The organism is Cupriavidus sp. FW305-3-2-15-C-LB2, from assembly GCF_058787575.1.
The window spans coordinates 72,198-92,777 of the sequence record NZ_JBYSZW010000013.1 but is presented as its reverse complement, the minus strand read 5'-3'; the positions used below and the strand labels follow the sequence as shown (position 1 = coordinate 92,777).

16 protein-coding genes are annotated in these 20,580 nt (G+C 64.4%); 6 read left to right on the top strand and 10 right to left on the bottom strand.

The window, feature by feature from the left end:
- Window positions 1-11: 11 nt before the first annotated feature.
- Window positions 12-1,508 carry a M81 family metallopeptidase gene (locus AC3WRR_RS12365; protein WP_010809732.1) on the top strand — a complete coding sequence of 499 codons (1,497 nt, stop codon included), beginning with the start codon at window positions 12-14 and terminating at the stop codon, window positions 1,506-1,508.
- A gap of 39 nt (window positions 1,509-1,547) precedes the next feature.
- Here AC3WRR_RS12365 and AC3WRR_RS12360 read toward each other — a convergent pair whose 3' ends face one another.
- Window positions 1,548-4,835, bottom strand: coding sequence for a bifunctional cytochrome P450/NADPH--P450 reductase (locus AC3WRR_RS12360; protein WP_492297131.1), 3,288 nt, complete (start codon window positions 4,833-4,835; stop codon window positions 1,548-1,550).
- Window positions 4,836-4,999: 164 nt separating this feature from the next.
- On the opposite strand from AC3WRR_RS12360, the gene AC3WRR_RS12355 reads away from it, so the two are divergent.
- Window positions 5,000-5,647 (top strand): TetR family transcriptional regulator, encoded by a 648-nt coding sequence (locus AC3WRR_RS12355; protein WP_010809734.1) that lies wholly within the window; start codon window positions 5,000-5,002, stop codon window positions 5,645-5,647.
- 80 nt (window positions 5,648-5,727) lie between these two features.
- Here AC3WRR_RS12355 and AC3WRR_RS12350 read toward each other — a convergent pair whose 3' ends face one another.
- Window positions 5,728-6,171 (bottom strand): cupin domain-containing protein, encoded by a 444-nt coding sequence (locus tag AC3WRR_RS12350; protein ID WP_010809735.1) that lies wholly within the window; start codon window positions 6,169-6,171, stop codon window positions 5,728-5,730.
- A gap of 287 nt (window positions 6,172-6,458) precedes the next feature.
- Between AC3WRR_RS12350 and AC3WRR_RS12345 the strand changes: the two genes are divergently transcribed.
- Together AC3WRR_RS12345 and AC3WRR_RS12340 are read left to right on the top strand one after the other, a co-directional pair.
- The gene (locus tag AC3WRR_RS12345; RefSeq protein ID WP_492297129.1) at window positions 6,459-6,716 is read left to right on the top strand and encodes a hypothetical protein; all 258 of its coding nucleotides are present in this window, start codon (window positions 6,459-6,461) and stop codon (window positions 6,714-6,716) included.
- Window positions 6,694-7,968, top strand: coding sequence for an MFS transporter (locus AC3WRR_RS12340; RefSeq protein ID WP_492297127.1), 1,275 nt, complete (start codon window positions 6,694-6,696; stop codon window positions 7,966-7,968). The genes AC3WRR_RS12345 and AC3WRR_RS12340 overlap by 23 nt, the downstream gene beginning before the upstream one ends.
- A 60-nt stretch (window positions 7,969-8,028) precedes the next feature.
- On the opposite strand, the gene AC3WRR_RS12335 is transcribed toward AC3WRR_RS12340, so the two are convergent.
- Both AC3WRR_RS12335 and AC3WRR_RS12330 read right to left on the bottom strand, forming a co-directional pair.
- Complete coding sequence (locus tag AC3WRR_RS12335) at window positions 8,029-9,249, bottom strand: cyanophycinase (RefSeq protein WP_492297125.1); 1,221 nt, start codon at window positions 9,247-9,249, stop codon at window positions 8,029-8,031.
- 426 nt (window positions 9,250-9,675) lie between these two features.
- Window positions 9,676-10,899 (bottom strand): polyhydroxyalkanoate depolymerase, encoded by a 1,224-nt coding sequence (locus AC3WRR_RS12330; RefSeq protein WP_492297123.1) that lies wholly within the window; start codon window positions 10,897-10,899, stop codon window positions 9,676-9,678.
- A 248-nt stretch (window positions 10,900-11,147) separates the two neighbouring features.
- Here AC3WRR_RS12330 and AC3WRR_RS12325 point away from each other — a divergent pair, with 248 nt between their 5' ends.
- Window positions 11,148-11,411, top strand: a complete 264-nt coding sequence (locus tag AC3WRR_RS12325) for a hypothetical protein (protein ID WP_492297121.1) — start codon at window positions 11,148-11,150, stop codon at window positions 11,409-11,411.
- 172 nt (window positions 11,412-11,583) lie between these two features.
- Here the strand turns inward: AC3WRR_RS12325 and AC3WRR_RS12320 are convergent, their stop codons facing one another.
- The 5 genes from AC3WRR_RS12320 to AC3WRR_RS12300 all read right to left on the bottom strand — a co-directional run bounded on the left by AC3WRR_RS12320 (window position 11,584) and on the right by AC3WRR_RS12300 (window position 16,638).
- Window positions 11,584-12,906: a CitMHS family transporter gene (locus tag AC3WRR_RS12320; protein WP_492297119.1), complete on the bottom strand. Its 1,323-nt coding sequence runs from the start codon at window positions 12,904-12,906 to the stop codon at window positions 11,584-11,586.
- 187 nt (window positions 12,907-13,093) lie between these two features.
- The gene (locus AC3WRR_RS12315; RefSeq protein WP_010809741.1) at window positions 13,094-14,134 is read right to left on the bottom strand and encodes an isocitrate/isopropylmalate dehydrogenase family protein; all 1,041 of its coding nucleotides are present in this window, start codon (window positions 14,132-14,134) and stop codon (window positions 13,094-13,096) included.
- 326 nt (window positions 14,135-14,460) lie between these two features.
- Complete coding sequence (locus tag AC3WRR_RS12310) at window positions 14,461-15,993, bottom strand: CYTH and CHAD domain-containing protein (RefSeq protein WP_010809742.1); 1,533 nt, start codon at window positions 15,991-15,993, stop codon at window positions 14,461-14,463.
- Entirely contained in the window at window positions 15,994-16,224 is a 231-nt protein-coding gene (locus AC3WRR_RS12305; protein WP_041688054.1) for a hypothetical protein, read from the bottom strand.
- Window positions 16,225-16,308: 84 nt separating this feature from the next.
- On the bottom strand, window positions 16,309-16,638 hold the full coding sequence (locus AC3WRR_RS12300) for a hypothetical protein (protein ID WP_011616955.1): 330 nt from the start codon (window positions 16,636-16,638) through the stop codon (window positions 16,309-16,311).
- Window positions 16,639-16,791: 153 nt separating this feature from the next.
- Between AC3WRR_RS12300 and ppk1 the strand changes: the two genes are divergently transcribed.
- The gene (gene ppk1, locus AC3WRR_RS12295) at window positions 16,792-18,927 is read left to right on the top strand and encodes a polyphosphate kinase 1 (RefSeq protein WP_011616956.1); all 2,136 of its coding nucleotides are present in this window, start codon (window positions 16,792-16,794) and stop codon (window positions 18,925-18,927) included.
- Window positions 18,928-18,983: 56 nt separating this feature from the next.
- On the opposite strand, the gene AC3WRR_RS12290 is transcribed toward ppk1, so the two are convergent.
- Window positions 18,984-20,018, bottom strand: a complete 1,035-nt coding sequence (locus AC3WRR_RS12290) for an endonuclease/exonuclease/phosphatase family protein (protein WP_010809746.1) — start codon at window positions 20,016-20,018, stop codon at window positions 18,984-18,986.
- Window positions 20,019-20,580 lie beyond the last annotated feature (562 nt).

Below are 20,580 nucleotides of genomic sequence, written 5' to 3'. Positions count from 1 at the left end.
CGGAGAGAACTTTGGCAACACGGATTCTGATCGCCGGCTTTCAGCACGAGACCAATACCTTTGCGCCGTCAAAGGCCACCTATGCCAGCTTCGAGCGCGGCGAGGGCTTTCCGGCGATGGTGCGTGGCGATGACGTGCTGTCGCTGCGCGACGTCAACATTCCGGCCGGCGGCTTCATTGCCGCGGCAGAGCGGCGCGGCTGGATGCTGCTGCCGGTGATCTGGGCCGGCGCGAGCCCATCCGCGCACGTGACCGAGGATGCGTTCGAGCGCATTGCCGGCGAGATCGTCGAGGCCACGCGCGCCGGCGGATTCGATGCGGTCTATCTGGACCTGCATGGCGCGATGGTTGCCGAACATACGGACGATGGCGAAGGCACCTTGCTCGCGCGCATCCGAGCCGTGGTGGGGCCGGGCGTGCCGGTGGTCGCGTCGCTCGACCTGCATGCCAACGTCACGCGGGCGATGCTCGAGGCCGCCGACGCACTGGTGGCCTATCGAACGTATCCGCACGTGGACATGGCCGAGACCGGCGAGCGGGCCGCGGCATTGCTGCAGCGCTTGCTGGAGGGCAGGGGGCCGCTGCATCGCGCAGTACGCCGGCTGCCCTTCCTGATCCCGATCAACGGCATGTGCACGATGCTGGAGCCTGCCCGCGCCATGTATTCGCTGCTGCAGCAGGGGGAAAGCGGCGCCGTGGTATCGCTGTCGTTCGCGCCGGGCTTTCCCGCAGCCGACTTTCCGGAGTGCGGGCCGGTGATCTGGGGATACGGCGAGGACGCCGCAGCGGTCGACGCGGTGGTGCAGGCCTTGTACGACCGGATGCTGGCGGATGAGCCTGCCTGGGAGGTCCCGTTCCTCTCGCCGGACGAAGCCGTGCTCGAGGCCATGCGGCTGGCCGAGGGGGCGACGCGCCCGGTGGTCATTGCCGACACGCAGGACAACCCCGGGGCCGGCGGCGACTCGAACACCACGGGCATGCTGCGCGCCTTGCTGCGCCACGGCGCGCGGCACGCGGCCATCGGGCTGATCTGGGATCCGGCCGTGGCGGCCGAGGCGCACCGCGCCGGCGTGGGAGCCACCATCGACGTCGCTCTCGGCGGTGTTTCCGGGGTGCCCGGTGACGAGCCGCTGCGGGGGCGCTTCAAGGTGCTGAAGCTCTCCGATGGCGTATGCCGCTACGGCGGGCCGATGATGAACGGCATGCTGGCCGATGTCGGGCCCGTCGCGCTGCTGCGTATCGACGATGTGCTGGTGGTCGTCAGTGCCGGCAAGGCCCAGATGCTGGACCGCAACCTGTTCCGCGTGGGCGGGGTCGAGCCCGAGGCGATGAAGATTCTCGTCAACAAGAGTTCGGTGCATTTCCGGGCCGATTTCCAGGGCATCGCGCACGCCGTGCTGGTGGCCAAGGCGCCCGGCCCGATGACGGCGGATCCCGCGGACCTGCCCTGGACCAGGCTTGCCCCCGGCATCCGTCTCAAGCCGATGGGCAAGCCCTTCCAGGGCTAGTACCGCGCCAGCGGCGCGACCGGGCGACCCGGCGGGGCATCAGTTGAAGACATCCTGCCGGTACCTGCCTGCGCTGACCAGCTCTGCCAGCCAGTCCGACGCCGCCTCTGCTGTCACCCCCCCTTGCTCTGCGCCGATCTGAATCAGCACCTGCCTGACCGCGGGCGCCATGTGGCGGCCGTCGCCGCACACGTAGATGATCGCGCCCTGGTTCAGCCGGGCCCAGACATCGGCACGGCGCTGCCACAGCAGGTCCTGCACGTAGCGCGGCTCGCCATCCACGACTGAACAGGCCAGGTGGACCTGCACCACGCCCTGTGCCTGCCAGCGCTCCACGTCGTTGCGGTAGAGCCAGTCGTGCGCGGGGTGGCGGCAGCCGTAGTACAGCTGCACCGGGGCCACCGGCTGCCCGGCTGCCTGTTGCGCGGCCCGCTCCTCAAGAAAGCCGCGGAACGGCGCAATGCCCGTGCCGGGGCCGATCAGGATCATGGGCGTGGCCGGGTCCGCCGCGGGCGCGAAGGTGGGATTGGGGGTGCGGATGGCACCCGCCACCATGGCGCCTGGCGCCAGGCCCTGCAGCCAGGTGGAAGCCACGCCGCGGAAGAGTCCGCGGCCCGACAGCGCCGGTGACCAGACCGTGCCGACGGTGATGGTCGCCACGTCGGGCGAGACCAGCGGCGATGAGGCGATCGAATAGAACCTCGGCCGCATTGGCACGGTGCAAGCCAGCAGGCCGGCCAGATCCATCTCGATGGCGGGAAAGCGGTCCAGCACGTCGGCCAGCCCGAGCCGGCGCGGCGCCACCTGGGCGGCGTACCCGCTCCCGGCGTCGTCCGAGGCCAGCTGCCGCAGGGCCTGGCGCGTGGCCGGGCAGCGCGAAGACTGCGACAGCAGGCGCAGGGTATGGCGCGACACCACGTCCTGCAGCTCCACAAAATGGGTCAGCAACTGGCGCACGGACAGGGCCTCGCCCAGCGGCAGGCCGCGCGCGGCCCCGCCGGAGGCGGACAACGTGACGATGGCGTCCGGGTCGATGCCGATCCGCTCGCACAGGGCCGCGACCATCCCGGGCTGGTTCTGCGGATAGACGGCGAGGTGATCGCCTGTGGCGTAGCGCACGCCGTCGGGCAGCCTGAGGCGGATATCGCGCGTGGAAGTCCGCGGCGCCTCGCGCGAGAAATCCCACAGGCCGGACGGATCGTTCACCAGCTCGGCGTTGGCCAGGACCGTGAAGGCCTCGGTGTTTGGCGGCAGCGTGGACGCGCGGATCTCGGCGACGTCTTTCACCTGCACCCGGACCGGCGGCGTCCCGTGGGCCGGCCCGCCCACGCCGTCACCGGCCTGCAAGGCTTGCCACAGCAAGGCCAGCCACCGTTCCACGGCCTGGTCGAAGTCGCCGTTGCCGTCGGCTTCGCCACGCGGCAGCAGCGGACTGGCGCCGGCATTGGTGAAGAATTCATAGACGCGGCGCGGGAAGGCCTGGTACGTCGGCCATTGCGAGTTGCCGCAGCCCAGCACGGCCACGCTCAGCGCTTCTGCCCGGTAGCCGCTGGCGGCGCCGCTGTCGAGCAGCGCTTCGAGCCGCCTTGCCGAGTCCGGCGCGCGGCCGTTATAGGTGGCGGCGATGATGACGGCCAGGCCGGTGGTCGGGAGCGCGTCGGCCACGTCGTCCAGGTCGCGCAGCGTCGCATCAAAGCCCGCCGCCAGCGCGCCGGCATGCACCTGCTCAGCCAGTTCGCGCGCGGTGCCCAGGCTGGACCCGCACAGCACGGCAAGCGGCCTGCCGCCGCCCTGCACATCGGGGCCCGCCCGCGGCGCTTGCGCGGTCCCGGCGAGCGGCACCGCGGCGATGCGCTCATGCGGCCGGCGCCGGCGCGCACGCACCGTGAATCCGTCGGGCTTGATCGTCAGTGTTTCCTTGATGCGGAACTGGTAGTCGTGCGCGTCGGTGAACTGGAAATTGCGCAGCATCAGCGCCAGTGCCAGCTTGGCCTCGGTCAGCGCAAACTGGCGGCCGATGCAGGCACGTTCCCCGTTGCCGAAAGGCATGTAGGCGTGGCGCGGCAGCTTTGCCTCCTGCTCAGGCAGGAAGCGATCGATGTCAAAGCGTTCCGGGTCGGCCCACACCTTGGGGTCGCGGTGCAGCGCGGTCAGCACCACCGACAGGCGCCTGTCCTTGCGGATCAGGTAGCGGCCGCCCAGCAGCGTGTCTTCAAACGGCGCCACGGCGAAGGCAGGCGCGGTGGGCCACAGGCGCAACGTTTCCTTCAGCACGCGGTCCAGTACCGGCAGCCGCGCCAGGTCGGCGTAGACCGGCGCCGCGTCGCCGGGCAGCACGGCGTCCACCTCCGCGTAGGCCTGTGCCATCACGCCCGGGTTGCGCAGCAGTTCATACAGCGCGAAGGTGAGCAGGCCGCTGGTGGTCTCGTGGCCCGCAATCAGGAACGTGATCACCTGGTTGCGGATGTTCTCGTCGTCCAGCCGCTGGTCGGTGTCCGGATCCCGCGCTTCCAGCATCAGGCCGAGCAGGTCGTTGGCCGTGCCGCCCGGGCGTTCCGCCGCGTCACCCGCGCGCCGCCGCCGGATCACGTCGTCCACAAGGTCGCGCATGAAGAGGGTGTCCTGGTCGAACTTCTGGTGCGCCGCATGCATGAAGCGGTCTTGCAGGGCAAAGCGCGTCAGCTTGGACATCGCCTCTTCCAGCGCGCCCACCATGGCCTCGATGAAGGGGTGCAGTTCCGCGCTGGCGAACGAATCAAAGTCATAGCCGAAGCCGGACAGCGCGATGGTATCGAGCGTCAGCCGCGTCATGTCGTCAGCGACCGCGATCTCGGCATCCGGGCCTTGCTGGTCCCATTTGTCCACCAGCCGGTTGGCCACGCGCAGCATGACGTCGAAGTAGCCCTTCATCGCGCGCTGGCTGAACGCCGGCATCAGGATGCGGTGCGCCTTGCCCCAGTTGGCCTCGTCGGAGCGTGCGGTGAACAGCCCGTCGCCGGCCATGCCGCGCAGGTAGGACAGCGGCGGGCCGATGTACTTGCGGAACTGCGCGGCATCGCACAACTCGGAGGCCAGTGCCACCGACGTCACGAACGGCACGCGCCGGCCGGCGAAATTCAGTTCGAAGATGCCATCATGGTGGCGGCTGCGCGCCAGCAGGTGCTGGCCCAGGGCACCAGGCGTGATCTGCAGCAGGTTGCCGACCAGCGGCCAACCCGGGTCGCGCGGGATGGGCTCGGGGATGGGGGCATGGATGGAGCGGGCAGGGGCTTGATGCGGCGCGTCGGAGGCCTGGTCGGGGCTGGATAGCTCAATGGGCGGCGGCATGGCGGGGCGGTGTCTCCTGAACGGGCGCTGACACGCGATTTGCCACGTGCGGCCGTTTCATTTAACGTAGACATCTGTCTACCGGCGCAAGCGTAGACAACCGTAGACATGCTGTCAACGAAGCATGTCGGGCAAAAACCGAGTCCTGCTACTAAACCGCATTCATGGAAGCCATTGCCGACGGCAAACGCCGCCTGATCGACGCCGCGTTGCGGCTGGCCGCAGCCAAGCGCAGCTTTGCGGCACTCAAGCTGCGCGAGATCGCGCGCGAGGCCGGCTTGAACCCCAACACGTTCTACCGGCATTTCAGCGACATGGAAGACCTGGCCATCACCGCCATGGCCGAGGTAAGCGCCGAACTGCGGCCGATGCTGCGCGCGGTCCGATGGGCCGCTGCCCGCGACAACCCGGGTGAAGTGGCCACGCGTGCGTGCGAAGCGCTGTTCCTGTACGCGCAGCATCACCCGGATGCATTCATCGTTGGTGTGTGCGGGATCACGGGCCCGCAGCCCGCGCTTCGCGTTGCCATTCGCACGGTGCTGGATGACATCGCCGCCGAGATGGCGGAAGACATCGAGCGGCTGGGGCTGTGTCCCAAGCTCTCACGCCCGGTCATTGACGACGTCTGCGCGTACGTCGTTTCCTACCTTTTCCATCAATGCGTCGACTACATCGAAGCCGATGCCGCCGGACGGCGCAGGCTGATGGCGCGCTCGGTGCAGTTGAGTTGCTGGCTGCTGCAGGGCGCGGCAGGGCCGAATGCCCAGCCGGGAGCGAAATCAGGCAGGGAGCGCAAGGCCGTGGCGGCGTAGCCTGTTGCGACGAAACACGCAGAAGGAAGAAACTCAGCCGAAGCAGTGGCCGAAGCGAAGGCGTGTGTCCGGGCCAGCACTCACCCTGAAATCGTGATGCCGCACTCTTGCGCCACCGCCAGGAGCTTTTCCATGTCCGGCGCGCCTGGCGGAATTTCCTCATCGAGCCGCGTGAACAGGTGCGATGCGTTTCCGCCGTGGCTGGTGACTGAAATCATTTCGCCGCCGCCGAAGCCGAAACGGAAGTAATGCACCGTGCCCGCTGGCACATGGACAAAGGTGCCAGCGGCAGCAGTGATCGCTTGATCGCCATAGCCGATCTCGACCGTCCCCTTGGTAATGAAGAACGATTCGTCCCAGTCATGGCTATGCGGCGGTGGGCCACTGCCTTCTTCGCCCTGCTGCAGAAACACCTCATAGCCTTGCGTGGCGGTCTTGGATGCCAGCACCGTGATCCTTTCTCCCACCACGTTGAGCGCGCGTCCATACGCTTCCGGAGTCACCGCAAATGGTTCTGGTTTCATGATTTTCTGCTCCGTCAGTGAGAGCGCCGACGTGGCGATGCGATCCAGGTGTGAGGCATGCGGCAGCTCCAAAGCGAGCCGGCCACGATGCCGGACGGGCGGGGCATGGGCTGCCCGCTTATTTGATGTGTGGGAATTTTAGGCGGCCCACGATCGGAAGTCATCGCCAGGAATGAGGATTGCCACGGCCAATGTGCGTGAGCAAACGTTCCTCCCATGCGCAATGTCACTTGCCCCTGGCTCGCTTTCCCATTTCAATGGAGTTGACAGGGAGAAGGGATGACATCATGACAGTCACTCGCTTGCAGAGCATTCCCGGCATCGGGGTTGACAGGATGACCGACAAGGCTGGCTCGATGCGTAACGCCAACAGCCATCTGCCTTTCATGGGCCAGCCCGCACTGCGGGAAACCGCAGTCGAACGCGTCCGACGCCTCTCCGGCGTCACATACGGCCCTGATACCGGGTGCATCGCCGAGCGAATTCGCCTGGCCCCGATACGTGCAACGCTGAGCGACGAAAATGCCGGCCGCTTCTGGTCATGATGGTTCCGAGGGCAGCGACCGGACCCTGCTGTATTTCGGTTGGCTGACCCTGTTCATCGCTCTGGCAACGCCGGCCGGTTACCTGGTCGATATACAGACGTCGTACCTGCTCAAGAACCAGCTGCATGCGACGGCGACGGAGATCTCGACATTCCGGCTGGTGACGGGCATACCAGTCTACCTTGCGTTCGTTTTTGGCCTCGCGCGCGACCAATGGAATCCGCTGGGATTGCGCGATCGTGGCTTCTTCCTGATTTTCGCCCCGGCGACCGCGGTGGCATTCATCTGGATGGCGTATTCAGGTTTCTCATACGCGGGGCTGGTCATCGGGATGCTGCTGGCAATGCTGTCATCCCGGTTCATCGCCGCAGCCTATCAGGGGTTGATCGCCCTGGTGGGCCAGGAGAAGCTCATGTCCGGGCGCCTGAGCGCCCTGTTGAACGTGGTCGGCTCCGTCCCGGTCGTTGCGGGAGCGTTCGCCTCCGGGTACATCTCCGATCATCTCGCCGCAAAAGAAGCCTTCCTGCTGATGGCGATGTTCGCCTTTTTGATTGCGGTGCTGGCGCTCTGGAAGCCCGTTTCGGTCTTCGGCCATATCTACGAGAAGCCGCAAGCCAGGGGCACGGATCTCGTTGGCAATGTCAGGCGGCTGGTGAGACATAAGGCTGTTTATCCAGCGGTTCTCATCTGCTTTCTGTGGAACTTCGCGCCAGGAGCGGCCACGCCGCTGCAGTTCTACCTGAGCAATGAGCTGCATGCATCGGATTCCGTTTACTCGTACTACAACGGGATCTTTGCCGCCGCGTTCGTCCCGACATTTCTGCTGTATGGCTTTCTGTGCAAGAAGGTATCGCTGCACAAGCTGCTGTGGTGGGGAACGATCGTCGCAGTGCCGCAGATGGTTCCGCTGGCATTCATCCACTCAGCCAATCTTGCCCTGGTATTGGCGGCACCGATAGGGCTGATGGGCGGTGTCGCCACGGCAGCATACTTCGATCTCGCGATGCGGTCCTGTCCGCCGGGCCTGCAAGGAACCTTGATGATGCTGGTGGATGGCGTTCTCGCGCTCTCGGCGCGTGCCGGCGATCTCCTGGGCTCATGGATCTATAACAGCAGCCCAACGCACGGTTTCACATATTGCGTGATCGCGACTACCGTGGTGTACGCACTGATTCTGCTTTTGATCCCGCTGACGCCAAAGGCATTGATTGCTACCAGGGATGGCGAACCAAGTCCGGAGGTCCAAGCCTAGGCGTCGGCCCGCTGCTGCTCCAGCGTGCGCAATCGCTGGCGGGGGAGGAGGGGGCAGGCCCTAGTAATGTATGGTGGCCGGGCTCTGGATGCCGGCGTTCTCGTCAACGACATACGCTTCGATTCCTGCGCTGCCGCCATTCCACCAGTTTGTCATATCAAAGACAGTCTCGTCGTCCAGCCGCTGGACATGGACACCGTAGATGGTCAGCGGCTTGCCGGGCGCGCAGACCGCGGGCGAAGTCAGTGGCCTCAGGAAGTGAACAGCGCTGGGCGATGTCGTGGATATGTTGGTGACGCGCTGTGCAACGAAGCGGCCTGAGATATTCTGAATCTGCAACGCTGTCTCGACGTCAAGGCCAATCCCTCGGGCGGCCGACGGGTTCGTCAGGACTCCGCCCTCGCAGCCCGAACCGGACCATGGCGCAATGCTTCTTGACAGGAACGTGACCAGCCTGCCCATGCGATCGCGCGTGTCGAAGTGAGGATCGACGAACGTATTGTCCAATGCCGTAGCGTTCAGGAATTCAGGGCCGGAAAACCCTTTCGGGTCAAATGTCATGTACTTGTTGTATGGATCGCTCAGCGCCTGCGTCGATGTGACCGTCCCTTCGATGGCGGAGAAAACGAACTGCCCCAGGACGTTGGCCCCGGCGCTGGTGCCGCCAACAGGAACGTTCTGCTGCATGAGCGCGGCGATGGTCGCGTTGAGCTTCGTACCTTTCCAGAACTTGATGTAGTTGGCCTGATCGCCGCCCGCAATCCACAATGCGTTCGCGCTGCCGACAACGGCGTTTACAAACGGATCATTCGCCGCAGCTGTGTCGGTAATGACCAGCGTTTCCGCCGCAGTCAGGCCGAGGTACGCGCCACCGACATAGCCGTCCACTGCGGGGATATCGGTCGCGTTCTTCTTGTTGCTGTAGTAGAAGTAAGGGTCGTAAGCGTCGGTGCCGGTCGCGCGAATCACGACCATGCGACCGCCCGTTGCTTTGGTAATGCCCGCCTGCCGAATCATCCAGCGAAACGCGCCATCGACATCGGGCCCGCCACCCATGATGACCACCGGCTGTACCGCCCGTGGCTGAGGTGTGGGGAGGGCCTGCACCGGCACTGGATTGCCAGTCATGAAGTACCGTGTACCAGTTACGAAGTAGCTGTAGGTAGTCTTGTCACCTGCAAACGCGGGGGGCATCAGCACCCCAAGTACCACGCTGATACAGGCGACCGCGTAGTACGCCACCACCCTGCAATGCTGTGTGAGCTTGGAAATGAATTCCATGACGTGACACCCCCCTGCCGCTATCTTCTTTGTACAACTCGGTGATGACAGAAAAGCAACGCGCCAAATCCCTGGAAGAGCTGGCAGATGTCACGTCGCCAGGCAAAAGCTCCCGGCTGTTATTCCGAGCACAAGTGCGGGACGTGCAGGCGTTCCGTTATAGACGCTGGCGCACAAAAACTCCAGCCGACCCTGGTCCCGACAGGAGATGCGGTGAGGCAGACACGACCACCAGCAACAAGGCCGCCATCGCGGCCTGCTTCCGAAGGTCACTACAGGCGGCGCTCGCGCATGCCGGATCGCCATGAGAGCAAAGGTGCCACGGCCATCGGCAAGGTCTGTTCGCTGGCGTACGTTGGCGTTGTACTGTTTGCCAGTCCCCGCCTGGAAGCTTGCGCAACTGGCCTCGCCAAGGCGACGAAGCGCTCAGTCGGCGCACCGTTGAATGAACTGCGTCATGGCGGGCAGGATGGATTCCCGGAAACGCTGGCCGGCGAAGGTGCCGTAGTGACCCACGCCATCGACGACCAGGTGTTCCTTCCGGTCGGCGGCAAGACCTGCGCAGAGCGCGTGAGCCGCTTCGGTCTGGCCGCGGCCGGTGATGTCATCCTCGCTGCCTTCGATGGTCAGCAATGAAACGTTGGCAATGGCCTCGGGGTAGACACGGCGCTGGCCGACTTCCATGCGGCCGCGGCACAGGTGATGCTCCAGGAAAACCTTCTGGATGGTTTCCAGGTAGTACTCGGCCGGCACGTCGAGCACGGCGTTGTACTCGTCATAGAACTTGCGGTGCCTGGCTGCCTCGGTCTGCCTGCCATCGACCAGGTGGCGGTAGAAGTCGAGGTGCGCACCGGCGTGCTGTGCGACGTTCATCGAAACGAAGCCTGCCAGTTGGAGGAAGCCTGGATAAACCCGGCGCCCGTTTCCCGGGTAGCCGGCGGGCACCCGTTCGATGACGTTGGCCTCGAACCACGCCAGCGAATATTGCTGCGCGAACTGGTCGACCGCCGTCGGGCTGACGCGCGTGTCGATCGGCGCGGCGATCAGGGTCATTGAGCGAGGCTGCACCTGCTCGTTGTCTTCGGCCATCTGGGCGACCGCGCAAAGCACCGGGACCCCGGGCTGGCAAACCGCGGCGATATGCGTGCCGGCGCCGAGGTAGCGCAAGAACTTTTTCAGGTAATCGACATAGCCGCCAAGATCGAAGTGCCCGGCGTCAAGCGGGACCTGGCGCGCATCGGCCCAGTCGGTGATGTAGACATCGTGCTCCGGCAGCAATGCCTCGACCGTCGGGCGCAGCAGGGTGGCGTAGTGGCCGGAGAGCGGTGCCACCAGCAACACGCGGGGCCCAGGGCTGGACATGTCCTTCCTGAAATGCAGCAGCCGGCAGAAGGGCTCTTCGATGAGCGCGGTCTCGGTGACCGCCACCGGCTGCCCGCGCACCAGGACCTCGTCGATCTCAAAGCGAGGTTTCCCGTAGGCCTTGGTCAGCCGGGTGAACAACTCAAGCGCGGCGTCGGTCTCGCGCAGCCCCGGAAGCCAGGCGACTGACTCGCCCCAGAAATTGACTGCACGATAACCCGCCTCGATCATCGCCCCGAGCGGGCCAAGGGATTGCAGCGTGAGTTCCCGCAGAGCATAGAGCGCCATGGCGATTCCCGCCTTCTTGATAGGGTTGGTTTGTTGTTCTGGCGCAGGGGCCGGCAAACCGGGTAGAGGCCAGTGCTTCTTGCAGGTGCTGCGCGATGCGGGCGTCAGCGCAGGTGGCGCGCCCGGCAGCCGCACGGCCGGCTTCGTGCAGGATGGATGGGCGGGCGACAGGCTTCTGCCGCGGGTGCGTCAGTGCGAAGGTGGCGCTGGTGCACCGAGAAGTGCTGCGCGCGGCTCAGGTGCCGTCGATGTCGAATGGACTGGTTGCGGGAAGCACCGGCATTGCCGTGGCGGCCATTGCGGCCGGACAGATGCGCGCGGCCCAGGTCGCACGCGAATCGGCTGGAATGCTGCATGATGCCCCCCTACTACTCAAGCCACCGGCATTGCGTCGCAATGCCAGCGGTACAGCTTGCAATCAAGTTACACCATTTACATTCAGTAACATATTCGATCTAACCCTATTGCAACGCTTTGCATACGTCATTTGCAACGAAATGAAGGCTGGCTAGCTCATTCGATGCGAATGTGGCTTATGTGCTGCCGATATGTGATCCTCTATAGCCAGCAGGGCGGATGCCGTCAGGTCATCTGCTAGGCTATTTGTAAATCTTTGCAAGTCACGTTCGGGTAAAACGCCAGGCAGGCGGATGCCGTTGACCGTCCGGTCCCGCTTCCTCACTGTCAAGCTGTCCGGCCAATGACCGGAATCACGCCGAAGGCAACGGTAGCCAGCATCATGACCACTGCCGCCGACAGCGCCCAGAGCAGCGTATAGCGCTGGTGATCGCCGAATTCGACCTCGGCCAGGCCGACCAGCAGGTAGGTCGACGCGACCAGCGGGCTCAGCAGGTGAACCTGCTGCCCGATCAGCGAGGCGCGTCCGATTTCCGCCGCGCCGATGCCATAGACGGCGGCGGCCTTGGCCAGGATCGGCAGGATGCCGAAGTAGAACGCGTCGTTCGAGATAAAGAAGGTGAACGGAATGCTCAGCACACCGGTCACCAGGGCCATGTAGGGACCCATCCAGTCCGGCACGGCGCTGATGACGCTGTTGGCGATGGCGTCGACCATCTTGGTGCCGGACAGGATCCCGACGAAGATCCCGGCGGCGAAAATCAGCGACACCACCGGCACGACGTTGGCGGCATGCGCGCTCATGCGCTCCTTCTGTTCGTGCAGGCTCGGGTAGTTGACCATCAGCGCGATGGCGGACGCGATGATGAACAGCGCAGGCAGCGGCAAGGTGCCGAGAATCAGCAGCACCATCAGGCCGCTGGTCAGCAGGAAGTTGAACCACAGCAGCTTGGGCCTGGCGATCCGGGGATCGCTGGTTGCAGCCTCCGGCATGGCATGGCCGTCATCGCCGGCCCCGGTGCGCATCACGGCGATGCTGCCAAGCCGGTTGCGTTCGCGGCGGCCCAGCAGGAATGCCACGAACAGGCCCCACATGCCGGTGACGATCATCGGCAGGATCATCGGCACGAACAGCGAGCCCACGTCCACGCCCAGCGCGCTGGCGGCACGCGCGGTCGGGCCGCCCCAGGGCAGGATGTTCATCAGCCCGCCGGCCATCATGATCACGCAGGCCAGCACCAGCCGGCTGATGCCCAGGCGCTTGTAGAGCGGGAGCATGGCGGCGCAGGTGATCATGTAAGTGGTCGAGCCATCGCCGTCGAGCGACACCAGCGCGGCCAGCACGAAGGTGCCCATGATGATCTTGACCGGATCGCCGCCCACTATCTTCAGGATCGCGCGCACCACCGGATCGAACAGCCCGGCATCGATCATCAGGCCGAAATACAGGATGGCGAACATCAGCATCACGCCGGTCGGCGCCAGCTTCTTGACGCCGTCCAGCATCATCGGGCCGAGTTCCGGGCCGAAACCGCCGATCGCGGCGAACGCAATCGGAACCAGGATCAGCGCCACCATGGCGGAGAGCCGTTTTGTCATGATCAATGCCATGAACACGATCACCATCGAATAGGCGAGCAGGGTCAACATCTTTTTCTGTATCTCTTTGCCGCCCTGCAGCGTGGGGCGCATGCGGGCGGGTGTCTGTGCGTCCGTGCGGCGCACGAGGTTAAAAGCAAGGCCGATCCCGCCGGCACGCCAGGGCGTGCCGGGTATGGAATGACCGCGGAGGGTGGCAGTCTTGCGCGCTGGCCCGGGCGGGCCGCGCAGGCGCGGCTCAGCTGGCGGAAGCGATGCGTTTCACTACCGCGTCCGCGAACTGCAGCGTGGTGGCCGTGCCGTGGAGGTCGCCGGTCTTCACCTGGTCCTGGACCAGCGTCAGCTCGATGGCCGTGCGCAGGCGCGTGGCCAGGTCCTGGCGGCCCACGTGGTCGAGCATCAGGCCGGCGGCCAGCATCAGCGAGATCGGGTTGGCAATGCCTTTGCCGGCGATGTCTGGCGCCGAGCCGTGCACCGCCTCGAAGATCGCGGCCTGGTCGCCGATGTTGGCGCCCGGCGCCATGCCAAGCCCGCCAACCAGGCCGGCGATCTGGTCCGACAGGATGTCGCCGAACAGGTTGGTACAGAGCAGCATGTCGAAGCGCCACGGGTTGAGCACCAGCTGCATGGCGCAGGCGTCGACAATGATGTCGTCCATGTCCACGCGGCCCGCGTAGTCCCTGGCGACCTCGCGCGCCGCTTCCAGGAAGATGCCGGTGAGCGCCTTCAAGATATTGGCCTTGTGCACCACCGTGATCTTCTTGCGGCCGTTCCTGACGGCGTACTCGAAGGCGAAGCGGGCAATGCGCCGGCACGCGTCGCGCGTGTTGGTGCCGGTGGACACCGCCACCGCATGCGGGTCGTCGCCAACCGGGATGTAGTAGTCATGGGCCACATAGAAGCCGCCGACGTTCTCGCGCACCAGCACCAGGTCGATATTCTCGAAGCGGCCCGGCACCAGCGTGCGGGCAGGGCGCACGTTGGCATAGAGGTTGAACGCCTCGCGCAGGCGCACATTGACCGAGCGGAAGCCACCGCCCACCGGCGTGGTCAGCGGCCCCTTCAGGGCCAGGCCGGTGCGGCCGATGCTGTCCAGCGTGTCTTGCGGCAGGGGATCGCCGCTGTATTCGACGCCGGCCATCCCCGCGCGCCGGATATCCCAGGCAAACGGGGCGCCCAGCGCTTCCAGCACCCTGACGGTGGCGTCCACTACTTCGGGACCGATCCCGTCGCCTGGGATCAGCGTGGCCGGGATCTGTTCGCGTGCACCGTTTTCCATTTGCGTTCCTGTCGTGAATTGAGCGTTTCGCTGGCCGGCCAGGGCGCCGGGCCAGGGAGGCTGTGTTTCTCGTCGCCGGGGGGCGCCGGTTGCGGATTCCGGCGTTTGCCGCCGGTCCGGATGACCAGGGGCCCGATTCTAGGCGGGGAAGGCTGTCAGGAAACTGTCAATGTGCCGGCTATGTCATTGGGGTTTACGCGGAGGGCGACGAACCCTGCTGACGGAGAACGACCGACGAATCGGGGCCGGCGACAGTGAAAGCATCGCCGGTGCAGTGCGCCAGGACTGGCCGCGACGATGAACGTGCACTGACGCCCGGAGCCGCGCTAAGCGGGCAGGCGTGCCGCCTTGAATTGTTTCCAGAGGCAGCGCAGCGGCTGCCGGTCAATGCTGACAGCCCTTGCGATATAGCCGCGCGCATAGCCACAGCCAATGGCAAGCTGCTGCCGCTCTGTCGCCAGGCGCAGCAACAATCCCTCTGCAACCGCCATATCATTGCGCCATCCCAGGTCATCCTGCAGGCGCGACAGTTGCCGGCGATAGCGGCGCACCTTATTCGCGGCAAACAAGGATTCAAAGAACTCGGTCGCGTAGCGCAGCTTCTTTGCGGCGATACGCGCACGATGGCGCCGCTGCTCATCGAGCTTTGCCATGCCCCGCCCCCGCTTGAGCAGCCTGCGTTGCCGTTTGCGCAGCGTGGCCAGCGCGAAGTCCCTGGCGGGTCCCGTGAGTGCCGCGCGCTGCGCCTCGTCAAGGCCATGGCGCCAGTCCGCGCTGCCCAGCCAATGGCTCAGCGTCAGGATCAGCCGGGTGTAACGATCGGAATTCACGGCCTGGGCCGCGCGTTGCCGCGCATTGGCTGCGACTGCCTTCGCCGCGGCAAGCACCGCGCCCGCGCCCACGTCCTCCGGCGCCCCATCGAATGCGTCACGCAAGGTGGTGTTGGCAAGCACTTCCCAGTCACGTGCGGGGCCCAGTTCATCGGCAATCCATTTGAGGTTCGATTGCAGTGCCGGCGGGCAGGCCAGCAGCGGCTCGAAGATATCAAGCGCGGAGCGCAGGCGACGCAGGCCGACACGCATCTGGTGCACGCTCTCCGGATTGGAGCCATTGACCACGCCGCGTTCGTTCCCCGAGATTTGCGCCAGGCAGCTCTCGGCAATGCACTGAAACACGGCTTCAGCCGACCCTGCTTCGGCCAGTCTGAGGGGCTCCGCCCGTACCGCTTCATTGGCCTCGTCAGCGACCAGCGCATAGCCACGGTCGCCTTTGCTGGCGCGGCTCAGGCGCATTGGCACTGCGTCGAGCAGCCGCAGGGCAAACGCTGACAGATGGGCGGGCTCACCGGCCTGGATCTCCATCTCAAGCTCGCGGATCGGCTCCGTGGCGTCGTTCGCGCGGACAACGCCGCGATCGACCGCCAGTTCGACCTCGTCCCCCTGTGGCAAGCGCAACAGCAGCACCGTGCGCCGGACATCCGTGATGAAGATCGGCTTCAGCCGTTCCGCCAGGTCGCCTTCACGCAGCAGCGTCCCCAGCGCAGTGCCCTCGGGCAATTTGTCTCGCAGTGCACCAAGATCTGGCGTATTTCCGGGAACTGCCGACTCAAACTCTTCCCGCTCGTAAAGCGCCCCATGCTGCGTGCCCCAGGTCTTCAACGTCTGTACATAATGTTCACCTGCTTGCCGCACGCGCAGCGAGGCGTGCATACGCCGAAAAGCAAGATCCGACGTATCGAAATACGTGCTCACGAGCCTGTCTTCGTGCGGCGGCTCCACGCAGCAGGACGACACCAGGGGCAAGCCGATCAGCCCTTCGGCCTGGTCCTGCAGCAACTCGAGCTTGAGTTCGCGCTCCATTTATCCGAGCTTTGCCGTGCCCTCGAATTTTTCGAATACCCTGGCCTGGACTGCGTTCATCACTGCAAGGGTCTCGTCACTGGCAGGGCCGCTGGTCGTCACCCCGGTGGCGTTCTTCGGCTTCGAGCCGCACGGGTCGAAGACAAAGACCGTATCGAACTTTCCGGACGATTCTTTCTTCAGGCGCCGGTTGAGTGCTTTCAGGTATCGCTTCTTGTCAGTCTTTGACATAGGTTCCAAGGTTATCTGCGGTGGCAATAACGACCCAGGTCATTGAACCATCTGCTTAATGAACTCACTTCACCAGGCAGCCTGCTAGTGCGACTGGCTAGCATTCGACTCCCCGCCGGGGAAGGGGCTTTCGTGCTCCCGCAACTTCTGCAGCGATCGGGTCAGCCTGGCGCCGTGCTTGCGGTCCGCGGCCAGCAGCAGGGCCTCTATGCCGTCGTCCAGGCCCGCCAGCTCGCGGTCACCCGGTAGCCTGGTCGCTTTCATCTGCTGCAATTCGTTGGCAATGCGCTTGCCCAGCTTGCGCACAAACTCCGGGTCAAGATGACCTTGCGCTGCAGCACCTCCAATATGCTCGATCAAGCGCATCAGACCTTCGGGGGTGGTCTCGGTCGCAGACGGTATTTCGTGTGTCATTGGCGGCTCCAGTGGGCGCGTCAGATCATTTTACGCAGCGAATGCTCGTAAGATGGTACGTATTTCGCGGGACCAGTGCGATCAGATTCGCCTCGATATGCGCAATACGCCAGCTAGAATCGGGAAGGATTCCCCCGCACCGACATTCCAATCATGAAACCCGAATCCGATCCCATGCAGAATGCGCCGCCAATTGACGCGGAGGAGGGGCGCCTCGGCACCCCGGTCGACCCGGATGGCCTGCTGAATGGCAATGAGCTCTATATCAACCGCGAACTCAGCCAGCTGGAGTTCTTCGGCCGCGTGCTGGAGCAGGCCGCCGATCCCGCGGTGCCGCTGCTTGAGCGCCTGCGTGCCCTGTGTACCTTCAGCAGCAATCTGGATGAGTTCTACGAGATCCGCGTGGCCGGCCTGAAGGAGCAGTGCTTGCTTCAGTCTCCGGTGGTCGGCCCGGACGGGCTGACGCCGCAGGCGGTCTATGCCAGGGTCAACCAACGGGTCCGGGAACTGGTCGATCAGCAGTACCGCCTGTTCAATGACATGCTGATTCCGGCCATGGCCGAGCAGCAGATCCGCTTCTTGCGGCGGCCCTCGTGGAACCTCGCGCAGGCGGAATGGATCCGGGAGTTCTTCTTCGCCGAACTGATGCCAGTCCTGACGCCGATCGGCCTGGACCCGGCGCATCCGTTTCCACGGGTGCTCAACAAAAGCCTGAATTTCGCCGTTGAACTCGAGGGCAAGGATGCGTTCGGGCGCAACTCCGGCTATGCGATCGTGCAGGCGCCACGAGCGTTGCCGCGGGTGATCGCCCTGCCACCGGAGATCGCCGGATGCGAGCATGGCTTTGTGTTCCTTTCTTCCATCCTGCATGCCCACGTCGGCGAGCTGTTCAGTGGCATGACCGTGCGCGGCTGCTATCAGTTCCGCGTGACCCGCAACAGCGAACTGTTCGTGGACGAGGAAGAGGTCAAGAACCTGCGCGAGGCGCTGCAAGGCGAACTGCCGCACCGTCATTATGGTGATGCGGTCCGGCTGGAAGTGGCTGACAACTGCACGCCGGCAATGACTGGGTTCCTGCAGCAGCAGTTCGGCCTGGCGGCAAGCGAGGTGTTCTCCGTCAACGGACCGGTCAACCTGGTTCGCCTGATGCAGGTGCCAGATCAGGTGGACCGGCCGGAACTGAAGTACCTGCCTTTCCGGGCCGGCCTGCCGAAGGTGCTGCACGAGCATTCCGATATCTTCCGCGCCATTCGCGAGGGCGACATCCTGCTGCATCACCCGTTCCAGTCGTTCACACCGGTGGTGGACTTTGTCAGGCAGGCGGCACAGGACCCCGATGTGGTGGCAATCAGCCAGACGGTGTATCGGGCCGGGCACGACTCGGTCCTGCTCTCGGCACTGATCGAGGCCGCGCGCAACGGCAAGGAAGTCACCGTCGTGGTGGAACTGCTGGCCCGCTTCGATGAAGAGGCCAATATCGGTTGGGCAACGCAACTGGAGGAAGTCGGCGCGCATGTCATCTATGGGGTCGTCGGCTTCAAGGCGCACGCCAAGATGGTGATGGTATTGCGACGCGAGGGTGGGAAGCTCCGGCGCTATGTGCATCTCGGAACCGGGAACTATCACCACCAGACCACGCGCACCTATACGGATTTTGGATTGCTCACCTGCAATGAGTCGCTGACGCAGGATGTGGCGCAAGTGTTCAGCCAGCTGACTGGTCGTGGCCAGACCCATTGCATGACCCATATCTGGCAATCGCCCTTCACCTTGAAGACGGGGTTGCTTGAAGCGATCCGGCGCGAAGCCGGGCACGCCAGGGCCGGTCGCAAGGGATGGATCGTGGTCAAGATGAATGCGCTGCTGGAACCCGACCTGATTCAGGCGCTGTACGACGCCTCACGCGACGGAGTCCGTATCGACCTGATCATCCGGGGCGCCTGTGCGCTGCGCCCCGGCGTTGCCGGCCTGTCGGAGAACATTACGGTGAAATCCGTCATGGGCCGGTTTCTCGAGCACTCGCGCATCTTTTATTTTCACGATGGCGGGGCGGAAAAGGTCATGCTATCCAGCGGTGAATGGATGGAGCGAAGCCTGTCCCGGCGGATCGAGATCTGCTTTCCCATCCTTGATGCCGGGTTGAAGGAGCGCGTTATCGCGGAAGGGCTGAAACCGTACCTGGCAGACCGGCGTGACACCTGGCAGATGGCGCCGGACGGAACATACGAGCGTCAGGGCTCGCGTGACGGCGAGGGCGCGCAGAATATCCTGCTGTCGGCGTTGACGTGAGCCCTGCATAAGGGCCACGCTGGCGCGGCACCGCGCCTGCGTGGCCGTGCCGCTGCTCAACCGAGATCGTCCTGGATCGGCCGGTGTCTGAACACCGCGCGGATGATGCCATGGTCGTTGGTGCCCAGGCCCTTGTGATCGCTAAAGTTCAGGTGATCGTTGTTGATAATGAGCCCGTCGAACAGCCAGCGGCGCCGCTTGCTGTTGTCATATAGCTGCTCGCTGACCAGGATGTGATCAAGCGATTCGCGAAAATCCTGGAAGACATGGGTGTAGTAGACATCGCGCGTGTCCCGGTATTCCTGCAATGTCTGCGCGGTATAGAGCGCAATATCGCCACCACCGACCGAGTCACCCACCAGATAGGCAGGCTGCTCGGTCAGGATATTGGCGGTATTGCTCAGTTGGCCGTCGTTGATATCGCCCATCACCACCACTGCGGTGTTGTTGCCTTTCATGCTGTCGGTCAGCATGAAGCGCAGCGCGGCCGCTTCGGCGGTACGCCGGATCGTCGACAACGCAGCGCCGACGGCTTTGGCATGTTTCGCGTAGATTTCCTTTTCATACCAGGCCTCGCCATCGATCCGGGTCGGCTGCTTCGACTTGAAATGGCATACGTACATGTGCATGGCAGGCTCATCCTCGCGCGGCCGGATGGTGAAATGCAGGACCGGCCGGGAAAAGCCGCGAATACTGACGCTGATCTGCGGTGTCTGCGGATCGTCTCCCTTCGATTTCAGCACGAATTTCTCGGGAAAATCGGCGATCCACTCGGCCTCGCCTGCGAGCAATCCGCGGCGGACGATGGCTGCGCACACAATGCCCTTGCCATTGGCGTTGTCCGGCACCAGCACGTCATAGGCATCGGCCAGGCCGGCGGCCTCGACTGCCGCGAGCAGCGCGTCGCCATGCCACAGCTCCTGGAATCCGACCACGTCGGCGTCGATCAGCTTCAGCTGGCTCGCCGTCCAGGCGATCTTGCGCTCGTATTCCTGCTCGCTCCAGCCGTTGCGGTCGGTATAGAGAGGCAGGCCCGGCACATTCAGGTTGTACAGGTTGAACGTCGCGATACTTAGTGTCTTCAGGTTCATGGCGGACTCTCCGTTGGCGCATGCGCGAATCGCCCCCGGAGTTCAGCAAGCCTTGCGCCCGGTGTCTATCTCGTTTCGATGACAATCGCCGGGCCACGCGAGGATACCCGCGGGTCGACATCTCACAGCCCGATCGTGCCGAGTGGGTATTCGGACAGTGGCCTGCCTTCACCATTAATTTTCTGTCGCCCATGACGTTTCATTTGCTATACATACTTTTTCCGACTGCTCTGGCGGCCTGTCTAATACTTCCTCGCTAAGCCGTTCAGCTCGCGCCGGCATTCCACTCCAGTGGCGATTGGCGGCATTTTCGGGGCGCTGGAAAACAGTGTCCGCGGTGGCTGCCGGAGCCTCCGGAAGCCACTTTCCATGGCCGGAAATGCCTTGTCCTGCAAGGCTTCGCGGGAATTACGCAGCCCCGCGGCGACTGTACCCCGTGAATAGTGCCGAGCGCTCCGGCATTATCCCGCGCGGGCATTTTCATCCGCGCTGCGGGACGCCATTTCGCATAACCGAAGCTCGTCCATAGAGCCGATTTTCCATTCCGATTCCGCCAGCTAGA